Source organism: uncultured Senegalimassilia sp., assembly GCF_934632265.1.
Lineage (GTDB): Bacteria > Actinomycetota > Coriobacteriia > Coriobacteriales > Eggerthellaceae > Senegalimassilia.
The window spans coordinates 1-12,089 of sequence record NZ_CAKTYH010000057.1 but is presented as its reverse complement, the minus strand read 5'-3'; the positions used below and the strand labels follow the sequence as shown (position 1 = coordinate 12,089).

The window sequence follows — 12,089 nt, the reverse complement described above, 5'->3', positions numbered from 1 at the left end:
GTGTTCCTGATGGATGGCGTGCCCTCTTTCGATGACGGGGAAGCGGAGACTTCTGCCAAGCACGTCGAGCAAGCGCATGCCTCCCGTGCATCTGCGGGCGGGCGCGCCCGTTCGGGTGCGCCCGCCGAGATCGACCTGTCGACCGTATTCGCCGTCGGCGAACTTTCGGCGCTGCTCATGAACTTCCCCACGCCGTTCCCGAAAAAGAAGAAGGCGCATCTGCGTCTGACGTACCTCGATCGCCTGATGGGGTATCGCCCGCTGCTTGGGCAGGGCGCGGGCATCCGCTTGCGCACCGACAGCCAGCCGCTGCGTGACTTCACCCTCACGCAGCTTGAGCTGGCCGGGTATCGGGTCACATGGCGAAGCGACGATGTTCGCTCCGAGTTCCCCGACGAGCCTTGGAGTGCCTACGAGCGCAAGCTCACCGAGCAGGGCGCCTGCGCGTTCGGCATCGCAGCGTGTCCCGGGCCTGTGCCCGAGCACGTGGAGCAGACGGCGCCGCTGTCGTTGGTCAGCTATCTGCCCGATAACCTTGATCAGCTTGATTACGTTCCGCACGGCATGCAGGGATGCGTGGAAAACCTGCGCAACCGCAACGCCCGCGAACGCGCCCGCGGCAAGCAGGAGTTCCGCCCGCCGGTTATCTAGCGGGCGGTCATCGTCGGCGATCGCAGCGCTTGGGCTGCCATCGTCCCCAAACCGTCCGCCTCTGGCTGTCGCTTGGCCCGCCGTCTTTCAGGTTTGCGCATTCGCGGGCCGGGATCGGATTCCGACACGATGCATCCCCTCACGAGTGGTAGGATTTTCGCGCAAAGTAACTTCGCGGGAAGGGGAAGGGCAGTGTCCCAAAGCGATATTCGCACGTATGCCCAAGCTATGCGGCAGGCGAATAAGGAGGCGCGCGCTACGGTGGCGGCGCTTGCGTGCATCATCGTCGTGTGGCTTGTGGGAGGTTTCGGCTTGGCCGGCACCGATATCTGGGTGTTCCATACGCCATTGTGGGTTATCGGCGGTTGCGTGGCGCCGTGGGTTGCGGCCGTTGTCGCCGCGGTGGTGCTCAGCCGCCGCGTGTTCGCCGACTTCGATCTCGATGAGGTGGCGGGCGGCCGCCCTGCCGGCAACGCCGATGCATCCGATGGGGTCCGTGGCGCCGATACACCCCATGGGGATCGTGATGCCGATGCCGTTGCTTGCAATGGGCTCGCACCCGAGCAAGGCGCGATCGCCCGCACCGCCGGCGATGCGGGCAAGGGCGGTGAGTAGCGTATGGGTAACTTAGTGGCGCTCATCCCGCTCGTCCTGTTCTTGGCCGTGGCGCTCGGCATCAGCTTCGTCGCTCGGCGCCGCAGCGCAGGCGAAGGCGGCTTCGTCAAGGAATACTTCATCGGCAATCGCACGCTCGGCGGTTTCGTGCTAGCCATGACCACCATCGCCACCTACGGCTCGGTTAGCAGCTTCGTGGGCGGTCCTGGTCAGGCATGGCTTGTCGGCTGGGGCTGGGTGTACATGGCGGTCGTGCAGGTCACGGCGCTTGTGCTGCTCTATGGCATCATGGGCAAGAAGCTGGCGCTTGTGGCGCGCAAGCTGGACGCGGTCACCGTCATCGACGTCGTGCGCGCCCGCTACAACTCCAACGCCCTTGCCAACATCAGCGCCGTCATCGTGGTGCTGTTCTTTGCCGCCACCATGGTCGCCCAGTTCGTGGGCGGCGCGAAGATCTTCGAGGCGGTCACCGGCTATTCGTATATGGTCGGTTTGGTGCTGTTCGGCGCGGCGGTCATCCTGTTCACCACCATCGGCGGCTTCCGCGGCGTGGCGTTCACCGATGCGCTGTGCGGCATCATCATGCTCGTGGGCATCGCCGTGCTTGCTGCCGGCATCCTGACCGCGGGCGGCGGGTACGAGAACATCATGGATACCATCAAGGCGAACCATCCCGCCATGCTCGAGCCCTTCAGCGGCGGTGCTATGCCGGCAACGCTGTACTTCACGCAGTGGCTGCTTGTGGGCGTGTTCACCTTCGTGCTGCCGCAATCCATGGTGCGCTGCATGGGTTTCAAGGACACGAAGGCCCTGCATGGTGCCATGATCACCGGCACCGTGATCATCGGCCTCATGATGATCGGCGTTACGGCGCTCGGCGTGCTGTCGGCCGGAGTGCTGACGGGCAGCCTTGCCGATTACGGCTCAAGTGTGGATAACGTCATCCCGCGCGCCATCGCGCAGACGCTGCCGTCTTGGGCGGCTGGCGTGGCCATCATCGGCCCTATCGCGGCGTCCATCTCCACGGTGTCGTCGCTGTTGATCGCGTCCTCCTCGGCCATCATCAAGGACATGTACCTGCACAGCTGCGAGGCCCGCGGCACGCAGCCTTCCGAACGCGGCATCTCCCGCGGCTCGCAGGCGGTCACGCTGTGCGTCGGCGCCATCGTGTTCGCCTTGGCCGTGGTTCCGCCTGATGTCATCTGGAAGATCAACATGTTCGCCTTCGGCGGCCTGGAGACGGCGTTTTTCTGGGTGATGGTGTGCGGCCTGTTCTGGAAGCGCGCCGGCAAGTTGGGCGCCTTGCTGTCCATGGTCGGCGGAACCGCGTCGTATTGCGCCTGCATGGCGCTCGGGTTCAAGGTGATGGGCCTGCATCAGATCGTCATCGGCATCACCGTGGCGGGCGTGCTCATGGTGGTGGGCAGCCTCATTGAGAAGCGCCCGCAAGCCGAACGGCAGCGTATCGACCAGGTGTTTTTCCCGGAATAGCTCGGCGATGCGCATAACGGCGCATAAAGCGCCCGAACTACGAACCCCTCCCGTTTCCCGGCATCGCGATCGCCAGGGAAGCGGGAGGCGTTTTGCTAGATGGGTCAGGCCGGCGGATCGGCTTGCGGCCAAAGCGTTTTCTGCCGGCTGTGCTGCGTCGACGGGCTGCTTGTCCTCCGCTTCAGCGTGAGCGCTTGTTCTCGCTGTTGCGGCGTCCCAGCTTGCGCCTGCAGCGGCGGGCCGCGACGCCTGCCGGCCTACCTTCCGTCGTCTTGGTGGTGCTCGTCGAGGTGCTTGCCCAGCTCATGCATGTGGCGACGGTATTCGCGCACGGCGCGTTCGGCGATGCGGCGTTCTTCTTCCCAGTCGCCGTCTTTGAGGTGCTGCGCGAACGCCTTCGCGGCTTTTGCGGTGCGTTCGGCGGCGGCTTCGCGCGTTATGCCCGCCTTCTCTCCCAATTCATGCAGCTCGTCCTCGTGCGCGGCGTACTCGCGTCGGGCGAAGTCGAGCATCTCGTCCATGGCGCGCTTGCGTTGGCTTTGGCGCTGCAGCGCGAAGGCCACATCCTCCCAGTCGGCTTCTTCGCCTGCGTCGCGGCGTGCCTTTGCGGCCATGCGCGCGGCGATCTCCTGGCGCGCCATCATACGCTCCAGTTCCAAGTGCTCATGCAGAATGGAGCGGATATCCTGGGGGTTCTCCACGATCTCGTGCACGGCCTCGATGGGCTTCGCATCCACCACGCGGTAGGTCAGCGACGCCAGAAGCGGCATGAGGAACACGGTGATGGCGCCGGCAGCCACCAGCACGCCGGCGGTATCCTGGGCCATAGCGCCGGATTTCACGGCAAGGCTGGTCACGGCGACGATGATGGGCAGGGCCGTGGTGCAGTACAGCGCCACGGTAATGCGGTTGTGCATGGACAGGGCCTTGCCGTCGCCGCCAATGGACAGCGCAACCACGATGGGCACGGCGCGGATGAGCAGCAGCGCGCAGATGAACGTGATCAAAAGCCCCGGTTGCGCGCCCACGCCCGCCAGGTCGATCTTCGCGCCGGACACCACGAAGAACACGGGCGTGAGGAACCCGTATCCGATGGCGTCGAGCTTCGATTCCAGTTCGTGATCGCCTTCGGGGATGATGTAGCGCAGCACGAAGCCGGCGGCGAACGCGCCGAGCACGATATCCAGGTCGAACACCGCCGAAACGGTGACCAGGCCGATGAGCAGCACCACCGTTACGCGGACGAACGTCTGCGACGTCGAATTGCGCCTACGATGCAAAAAACCGTACACGCCATGGCCTGCTTTGCGCGCCTTCGACGGTACCACGGCCATCACCACGCATAGCACGCCGAACAGCGCCAAGATCAACAGGGTCTGCCAGGTTTTGCGCGCGGAGAGCAGCAGCGCCATGGCAAGCACCGGGCACAGCTCGCCCCAGGTGCCGAACGTCAGGATGCTGTTGCCGACTTGCGTTCCCTCAAGCTTTCGTTCCTTCAAGATGGGCATGAGCGTGCCGAGTGCTGTGGTGGTCAGCGCAATGGCAACGGAAAGCCCATCGATGTGGCTCAAGGAGAAGTTGGGGGAGAAGTACACTGCCGTGCATGCGAGCACCATGGAAACGGCCCAGGTGGCAAGGCCTTTCTTCCCCTGCGAGCCCGATAGGCTTTTCGGGTCGATCTCATAGCCCGCCAGCAGGAACAAAAACGCCAGGCCCAACTCCGAGATCATGTTCATGGAGTCGGTCAGTTCGATCAGGCCAGCCATGTTCGGGCCGAGCAGAGCGCCCGCCAACAGCAAGATGACGGTTTCCGGGACAAGGCCGCGCGGGATGATGCGCGCGATGATGGGCGCGCATGCGGCGATCAGGCACGCGGTGAAAAGCGATATGAAATCGGTTGGCATGTTGCTTCCTTCTGAGGGGCGCGAAGCGCCGCACGGCTATTTCGCCAGGTATTCCTGCAGGTCGTTCCAGGTGCGAGCGGCCTCGGCGTACCCTTGCGCGTACAGGTCGAGCAGCTTGTCCTGGTCGTGCTCCATGCTGCGCACCTCCACGGGGCGCTGGGGCTGTATGGCGAACAGCTCGCCCGCCTCGTGCATGCGCGCCACCTGGCGGTAGGTGCGGTTGTACTCGATGTGACGGTAGCGCAGGCGCTCGATGTAGTACGGGAAATCGGCATACATCTGCGAGAGCACGGGCATCAGCTTGTTGGGGCCCTTCTCGTAGGTTGCGTCCTGCGTGAGCACCACGATATGCTTTTTGCGGCCGGTAAGCAGGCTGTGCATGATCGGGATGCTGTCGCAGGTGCCGCCGTCGAGCAGCTTCTTGCCGTCCACCTCGACGATCTGGCTGACCAGGGGCATCGACGATGACGCGATCAGGTAGGGAAGGTCGGCGTTGCGTCCTAAGTCGCGCACGGCGTGGTAGTCGGCCTCGCCGAGCTCAAGGTCGCTCGAAACGGCGGTCAGCGTGATGGGGCTTTCCGTGAACGCATCGAAGTCGAAGGGCTCGAGCGTTTCCGGCACCTCGTGGAAGGTGAACTCCCTGCCGCAGGCGTTGCCGGTATGGACGAAGCTTTTCATGGAAAGGTAGCGCGGATCGTTGCAGTACTTCATGTTCAGGAAGCACGTGCGCCCGATTTCGCCCGATACGTAGCAATAGCCGTTCAGGGCGCCGGCCGACACGCCGATCACCTGGTCGCAGAACAGGCCGTGCTCTAAAAAGTAGTCGAGCACGCCGGCAGTGAACTGCCCGCGCATGGCTCCGCCCTCGAGCACCAGGTTGACGGGCGTGGTTTCCTTGCCCTTCCATGCGGGCTCGGCGACAAGGGAAGGGCTCGGGTCCGCTTGACGCGCGCTTTCGGTGTCGGACGCGTTCCCTGGCTGTGTGGAGCCGGCGCATGCGGGTGCGTGGTGTTCTTCGGAAGGGGACGGGTTCGCCTGCTGTGCGCTTCCGGTTGCGAGATCGGATTGCGCCGAACCGTCGCTTTCGGGGGCGTTCTGTTGTTCGGGGAGGGTGGTTTCGTTCATGGACGGGGCCTTTCTCGTGTTCTGCTCCCAGTATAGCCCGAACGCCCGTGCGCCTCCGCATACTTCCACAGCGTCACCGTTTCGTAACACCTTGTTTCGCAATGGTACTAAAATAGTAACAAATATGTGACGAAGCTGTCGAAGGCCTTTCGCCGAAGGCTTCGATGGCTACAATGGGGGCATGAAACAGATAGGGCGGTCGGCCGAAATCCGCCCCGCCTAAAGCGACCAAGGAGGTCACCATGTCCCAGATCATCTCTTCTTCCCAGTTCGCCTCTGAAGTGGAGGGCGCCGACGTTCCCGTGCTCGTCGATTTCTTCGCAACGTGGTGCGGGCCGTGCAAGATGCTCGCCCCCACGCTCGACCAGGTGGCCGCCGAGGTCGCCGGTCGCGCAAAGGTTGTCAAGGTCGACATCGACGCCAGCCCCGACCTGGCGCAGCGCTTCGGCGTGATGAGCGTGCCCACGCTGGCGGTGTTCAAGGGCGGCAAGCTGGTGAACCAGGCCGTGGGCGTGCAGCCCAAGCCGGCCATCATGGGCCTGCTCGGCATGTAAGGTCTCTTCCCGGGCCGTGTCGTTTGCAGGCGTTACACGGCAAAGCGGGCTCGCAGTCGCCATGCTTCGACGCATCGCAGCCAGCACAGCCCCTCCTGCCCATGCCGGTGAAACCGCAAGTCTCGGCTAACAAGCTCCGCACCAAACGGTCTACATAAACGTGTGATAGCATCTCCGCGTGCAATAAGGCGAAAGGCGCCGCCCCGGATGGGACGGCGCCTTCGTTTGCGATAGCAGCAAGAAGCGGCCGCTCTCGCCCTCGGCATGGGGGAGGGCAGCCGCCGCTCGTCTTCGACGCTGGATGCCCCGGCTTTTCCCGAGCTTGCCGGCTCGGGTGCCCCATGATAGGAGGAAACGCGTGATCACGCGCTCGATGGTCCCCGAGTACCTGAAGTACATCCTGCCCACCATGCTCACGTTCACGATGGCGGGCATCTACGGCGTCATCGACGGCGTCTTCGTCGGCCATGCCGTCGGCGATGCCGGGCTTGCAGGCGTCAACGTGGCCTACCCGCTCGTGTGCCTTATCCTTGCGGCGGGAACGGGCCTTGGCATGGGCGGCGGCGTGATCAGCTCCATCGCCCGCGGCAGGGGCGATGCGGAGCGCTCACAGCGCGTCGTCGGCGTCACCTTGTTCATGCTCGTGGTGGCCTCGATTCCCATCCTGGTGCTGTATTCCCTGTTCGCCGAGCAGCTGTGCCGGGTGCTGGGAGGCCAGGGCGAAACGCTTTCGCAGGCGGTCTGCTATTTGAAGGTCATCGCCATCGGCGCGCCGTTCCAGGTGCTGGTCACGGGCTGCACGCCGCTGATCCGCAACAAGGGCATGGTCGCCTTCGCCATGTGCGTGCAGGTGTTCGCGGGTTTGGTGAACGTGGTGCTCGATTACCTGTTCGTCATGCTCTGGGGCCGCGGCACGGCCGGCGCCGCCGAGGCCACGGTGGTCTCCCAGGCGGTTGCCTTCCTGTTCGTGCTCGGCTTCTTCCTGCACCGCGATAATCGCGTGCCGCTGCGCGACCTTGTCCCCGATAGCTCCATTTGCGCGCACATCCTCAAGCTCGGCGCGGCCCCGTTCGGCCTGACGCTGCTGCCCGAGGTGTCCACGGTCGTCAACAACATCTCGCTGTCCTATTACGGCGGCGAGACGGCGCTGGCCGCATACGCCGTCATCGCCTACGTGGCCTTCTTCGTGCAGATCATGATCCAAAGCGTCGGCGACGGCAGCCAGCCGCTCATCAGCGTTTACCGCGGCGCCGGCGACGCCGACGCGGTGCGAAGGCTGCGCAACACCAACTACTTGGTAGCTATCACGTTCGGTTTCGTGGGCCTTGGGATCATGTTCGCGGTGCGTAACGCCATCCCGCTGCTGTTCGGCGCCTCGGATATCGTGAAGCCGGTCATCGCGTACGCGCTGCCGGTGTTCTCCATCTGCTACATCTTCTACGGTTTCACGCATACCACCACCTCGTATTTCTACGCGGTCGACGATTCGCGCTCGTCGAACATGCTCGTCGTCGCCGAGGCGATCATCGTGTGCGTCGTGGTGTTCATCATGGGTCTGCTGTTCCAGGTGGACGGCATCTGGTTCTCGCCCACGGTGCTGCAGATGCTGCTGTGCATCATCGCCGGCACCCTGCTGTATCGCCGCCATAAGGCCCATAAGGAGTAGGGAAGGGAAGGTCCCGGCGCATGGCGCGACCCGCGGCGGGCGGCGGGCCTTTATGCGCCGAGTCCGTGGTTCCTGTTTATGGACGGGAACGCGCCCTATGGCTAACGAGAACGGGGCAGCGCCATCTTCTGGGCGGTTTTGCAGGGGGAAGCGCTTCTTCGGCAAAACGTCACCTGGGCTTTTGGCGGTCGGATGCTGAAAAACGCCCGACAAACCACCCAGATGCCCGGACAGGCGTCAAAATCGGGCTCGAATTTCTGCAAAACCGTCCAGAAGATGCGTTTTGCACGCCGCGACCGCCATAGCGTGATGCCGGCAACGCATTGCATCGTTTTAGTTTTGTATAAATGGTACCAACAGAGTAACAATATTTCGGAAAGGCGTCCGAGACCCCTATACTGAACGTAAGACATAACGAAACGCGGTTTTGGGCCGCGGATATGGGGGATACCTATGAACAGCCTATCGAACAACATGCAGAGCGCAGCCGGTGTGCCGGTCACGTCTAGCTTATCTGCCGCGCCCGAGCCAAACGGCGGCGAAACCTTCGACGTCGCCGTCATCGGCGCGGGTCCGGCGGGTTTGACCGCAGGCTTGTACGCTGCGCGCGCGGGCTTGCGGGTCGCGGTGTTCGAGCGCCTCTCGCCCGGCGGGCAACTGGCGCAAACCGAGCGCATCGAGAACTACCCGGGGTTCGCCGACGGCACCGGCGGCTTCGAGCTGGCGTGGTCCATGAAGGAGCAGGCCGAGCGATTCGGCGTGCGGATCATCAACGAGGAAGTCTCGTCGCTTGACTTGGTATCGCCGGTGAAGCGGTTGGACACGCCGTACGGCTCTTACGGTGCGAGAAGCGTCATCGTGGCCACGGGCGCTCGCCCGCGCAAGCTCGGCGTTCCCGGCGAGGCGGAGCTCACGGGCAGGGGCGTGTCGTATTGCGCCACCTGCGATGGCAACTTCTTCCGCGGGAAAATCGTCATGGTGGTAGGTGGCGGCAACACCGCCGCAGCCGACGCCATCTACCTTTCGCGTCTGGCCGAGCGCGTCATCCTCGTGCATCGCCGCGACAAGCTGCGCGCAACGCCAATCTACCACGAGCAGCTGGCGCAGCTGGAAAACGTCTCGTTCATGTGGAGCACCGAGGTGCGCGCCCTGCATGGCGAAGACGGCAAGCTGGTTTCGGCCCAGGTGGAGCACCTCGGCGACGGCGCCTTGGAAACCGTGCCCGTTGACGGCATCTTCGTGGCGGTGGGCACGCAGCCCAACACCGAGTTCCTCGCAGGCGTCCTGCCCCTTGACGCAGGCGGCTACATCGCGGCTTCCGAGACCGGCGAAACCTCCATCTCAGGCGTGTTCGCGGCGGGCGACGTGCGCGCGAAAGCGCTTCGACAGGTGGTCACGGCGGTGTCCGATGGTGCAGTCTGTGCGGAGCAGGCTGCAAACTACGTTGCAATCTGATAAGATTTTACGGTTCGACAATGGCCCCGCATCGCGCTAAGGCGCATGCGGGGCTCATGCCGCGGGCGCGCCTGCGGCCACCGGCAACATATGACGAAGGATGCACCGACCATGCAAGATAGCGAAATGCGCGACAAGCTGGAGAAGATCATCAAGGCCTACGAGGAGCTGCAGGCCAAGATGAGCGACCCCGCCGTGCTTGCCGACCAGAAGGAATACAACAAGCTGGCCAAGGAATATTCCGACCAGGGCGAGCTGGTGGAGAAGTCCCGCGAGTACCTGCAGGCCTGCGCCGATATCGACGAGGCCAAGGAGATGCTCGGCGACCCCGACATGAAGGAGTTCGCCCAGGAAACCATCTCGACCGCCGAGGCGCAGCTTCCCAGCCTGGAAGAGGACATCAAGTTCCTGCTCATCCCTTCCGACCCGGCAGACGAGAAGGACATCATCGTGGAGATCCGCGCCGCAGCCGGCGGCGACGAGGCTGCCATCTTCGCGGGCGACCTGTTCAAGATGTACGAGCGTTTCTGCTCCTCGCGCAAGTGGAAGATCGAGCTCATGGACGTCAGCCCCTCCGATGCGGGTGGTTACAAGGAGGTCCAGTTCAAGGTCAAGGGCGATAAGGTGTACTCGGTCATGAAGTTCGAGTCCGGCGTGCACCGCGTGCAGCGCGTTCCCAAGACCGAGTCCCAGGGCCGCATCCACACCTCCACGGCAACGGTGGCCGTGCTGCCCGAGGCCGACGAGGTCGAGGTCGACATCAACGAGAACGATCTGCGCATCGACGTGTACCGCGCCGGCGGCCCGGGCGGCCAGTGCGTCAACACCACCGACTCGGCCGTGCGCATCACGCACCTGCCGTCGGGCTTGGTCGTGCAGTCCCAGGACCAGAAGTCCCAGCTGCAGAACAAGATCGCCGCAATGGCCGTTCTGCGTGCCCGCTTGTACGAGAAGATGCTCGCCGAGCAGCAGGCCGCCGAAGGCGCCAAGCGCTTGGCCCAGATCGGCTCGGGCGACCGTTCGGAGAAGATCCGCACCTACAATGGCCCGCAGGACCGCGTGACCGATCATCGCATCGGCTTCAACTCCACCTACACCAGCGTGCTGCAGGGCGACGGCCTTGACGACGTCATCGCTGCGCTTCAGGCGGCCGACCGCGCCCAGAAGCTCGAAGAGGCAGTGTAGGCCGGAAATCCCATTGGGGGAATCGCGCAAGGCGTGGGCAACCGCGCCTTGCGCGTCTATCGCCGAAGGCGCGCCACCGCAGCAACGGTGCCGCGCCTTCGGCGTTGTTTTTGCGCTGGTCGGCTGAATTGCCGGCCTCGCGGATATCGCCCTGCGCCGCGGGTTTGCGCGTTGCATGCGGAAGGCGGCTCGAAGGGCATAGGCTTAACGGAAGGCGAAGGATACGGAACATGGGCGATATGTGGACGATCAAGGCCGCGCTTGACTGGACGGTGGGCTACCTTGAGCGCAAGGGCGACGAGAATCCGCGCCTTTCGGCCGAGTGGCTGCTGTCGGAGGCGTGCGATATGTCGCGCATCCAGCTCTACGTCAGCTTCGATCGCCCCTTGTCGCTTGAGGAGCGCGATATCCTGCGCGGCTACGTCACGCGCCGCGGCAAGGGCGAGCCGCTGCAGTACATCACCGGGTATGCGGCCTTTCGGCACATCCAGGTGAAGGTGCGCCCGGGCGTGCTCATCCCGCGCCCCGAGACCGAGGTGCTTGTCAGCGAGGCGCTTTCGCTGCTGCCCGCGGCGCACAAGCGCGTCGCGCTCGACAGCACCATCGATGCTTGGGAAGGGGACGCGCTCATCGCGGTCGAGGCCGCGGCCGCCGAGGCGGCGCAGGACGGCTCGGATGACGGCTCGGAGGTGTTGAAGCGCTCCCAGCAGGCCATCAGCACGTATCTGGGCGCGCAGCACGATAAGGCTCCCAGCGAAAGCGGCGATCGACCCGACGGTTCCGCACCCGCAAAGCCCCGCCCCCTGCTGGTGGCAGATATCTGCACGGGAAGCGGATGCATCGCGTGCTCCATCGCCTACGAGCGCCCCGATGCACGCGTCATCGCCACCGATATCGCGCCCGAGGCGGTGGCTCTTGCCAAGGAGAACGCCGCTGAGCTGGGTCTTTCCGATCGCGTGCGCATCGAGCAGGGCGATCTAGGGTCCCCGGTTCCCGCCGCCGCAATGGGCAGGCTGGACCTGGTGGTATCCAATCCGCCCTACGTTCCCACGGCGGTTCTTGCCGAGATTCCCCGGGAAGTGGCCGATTTCGAGCCCGCGCTCGCCTTGGACGGCGGCGCCGACGGCAACGACATCCTTCGCCGTCTGCTGCCTTGGACGGCGGCGGCGCTACGCCCTGGCGGCGGCTTCGCCTTCGAGCTGCACGAGACCTGCCTCGAGGCTGCGGCGGAGTTGGCGCGCCAGGCGGGTTTCGATCGGGTTCGCATCATCGACGACCTGGCCGGCAGACCCCGCGTGATCACCGGCGTCAAGCCGGTGTAAAACGGTAACCGTAGCCAGCGACTCGTCTTATTCGATCCCGATGGCGGGGATGTTGCGCGGCATGTTCGCTCCGGCGACCACGATGCCGTCGCGCTCCATCTGCTTGCCGATCTCCACGTAC

Annotated in this window: 9 protein-coding genes and 1 pseudogene; 8 read left to right on the top strand and 2 right to left on the bottom strand. The window is 64.3% G+C overall.

Going from position 1 to position 12,089, the window contains the following annotated elements; all coding sequences use genetic code 11:
* The 3 genes and pseudogenes from Q0H50_RS05515 to panF form a co-directional block, all read left to right on the top strand.
* Window positions 1–651, top strand: a pseudogene (locus Q0H50_RS05515) (hypothetical protein); the annotation flags it as partial.
* A 192-nt stretch (window positions 652–843) separates the two neighbouring features.
* Complete coding sequence (locus Q0H50_RS05510) at window positions 844–1,266, top strand: YhdT family protein (protein WP_294420285.1); 423 nt, start codon at window positions 844–846, stop codon at window positions 1,264–1,266.
* Window positions 1,267–1,269: 3 nt separating this feature from the next.
* Window positions 1,270–2,757: a sodium/pantothenate symporter gene (panF, locus tag Q0H50_RS05505; protein WP_294420282.1), complete on the top strand. Its 1,488-nt coding sequence runs from the start codon at window positions 1,270–1,272 to the stop codon at window positions 2,755–2,757.
* Between the two features lie 257 nt (window positions 2,758–3,014).
* Here the strand turns inward: panF and Q0H50_RS05500 are convergent, their stop codons facing one another.
* Both Q0H50_RS05500 and Q0H50_RS05495 read right to left on the bottom strand, forming a co-directional pair.
* Window positions 3,015–4,661: a cation:proton antiporter gene (locus Q0H50_RS05500; RefSeq protein WP_294420280.1), complete on the bottom strand. Its 1,647-nt coding sequence runs from the start codon at window positions 4,659–4,661 to the stop codon at window positions 3,015–3,017.
* A 36-nt stretch (window positions 4,662–4,697) separates the two neighbouring features.
* Window positions 4,698–5,786 (bottom strand): patatin family protein, encoded by a 1,089-nt coding sequence (locus Q0H50_RS05495; RefSeq protein ID WP_294420279.1) that lies wholly within the window; start codon window positions 5,784–5,786, stop codon window positions 4,698–4,700.
* A 242-nt stretch (window positions 5,787–6,028) separates the two neighbouring features.
* Between Q0H50_RS05495 and trxA the strand changes: the two genes are divergently transcribed.
* The 5 genes from trxA (at window position 6,029) to Q0H50_RS05470 (ending at window position 11,968) form a co-directional block, all read left to right on the top strand.
* A complete protein-coding gene (gene trxA, locus Q0H50_RS05490) occupies window positions 6,029–6,340 on the top strand; it encodes a thioredoxin (protein ID WP_294420277.1) in 312 nt (103 codons plus the stop codon).
* Between the two features lie 358 nt (window positions 6,341–6,698).
* The gene (locus Q0H50_RS05485) at window positions 6,699–8,006 is read left to right on the top strand and encodes an MATE family efflux transporter (RefSeq protein ID WP_294420274.1); all 1,308 of its coding nucleotides are present in this window, start codon (window positions 6,699–6,701) and stop codon (window positions 8,004–8,006) included.
* A gap of 453 nt (window positions 8,007–8,459) precedes the next feature.
* Window positions 8,460–9,461 carry a thioredoxin-disulfide reductase gene (gene trxB / locus Q0H50_RS05480; protein ID WP_294420272.1) on the top strand — a complete coding sequence of 334 codons (1,002 nt, stop codon included), beginning with the start codon at window positions 8,460–8,462 and terminating at the stop codon, window positions 9,459–9,461.
* 126 nt (window positions 9,462–9,587) lie between these two features.
* Window positions 9,588–10,646: a peptide chain release factor 1 gene (gene prfA, locus Q0H50_RS05475; RefSeq protein ID WP_294420288.1), complete on the top strand. Its 1,059-nt coding sequence runs from the start codon at window positions 9,588–9,590 to the stop codon at window positions 10,644–10,646.
* A gap of 230 nt (window positions 10,647–10,876) precedes the next feature.
* Complete coding sequence (locus Q0H50_RS05470; RefSeq protein WP_294420269.1) at window positions 10,877–11,968, top strand: HemK/PrmC family methyltransferase; 1,092 nt, start codon at window positions 10,877–10,879, stop codon at window positions 11,966–11,968.
* Window positions 11,969–12,089 lie beyond the last annotated feature (121 nt).

Bases quoted from the DNA above. Each gene is read 5' to 3' on its own strand.
- panF (WP_294420282.1), top strand. From the start codon at position 1,270: ATGGGTAACTTAGTGGCGCTCATCCCGCTCGTCCTGTTCTTGGCCGTG.
- Q0H50_RS05500 (WP_294420280.1), bottom strand. From the start codon at position 4,661: ATGCCAACCGATTTCATATCGCTTTTCACCGCGTGCCTGATCGCCGCA.
- Q0H50_RS05495 (WP_294420279.1), bottom strand. From the start codon at position 5,786: ATGAACGAAACCACCCTCCCCGAACAACAGAACGCCCCCGAAAGCGAC.
- trxA (WP_294420277.1), top strand. From the start codon at position 6,029: ATGTCCCAGATCATCTCTTCTTCCCAGTTCGCCTCTGAAGTGGAGGGC.
- trxB (WP_294420272.1), top strand. From the start codon at position 8,460: ATGAACAGCCTATCGAACAACATGCAGAGCGCAGCCGGTGTGCCGGTC.
- prfA (WP_294420288.1), top strand. From the start codon at position 9,588: ATGCGCGACAAGCTGGAGAAGATCATCAAGGCCTACGAGGAGCTGCAG.
- Q0H50_RS05470 (WP_294420269.1), top strand. From the start codon at position 10,877: ATGGGCGATATGTGGACGATCAAGGCCGCGCTTGACTGGACGGTGGGC.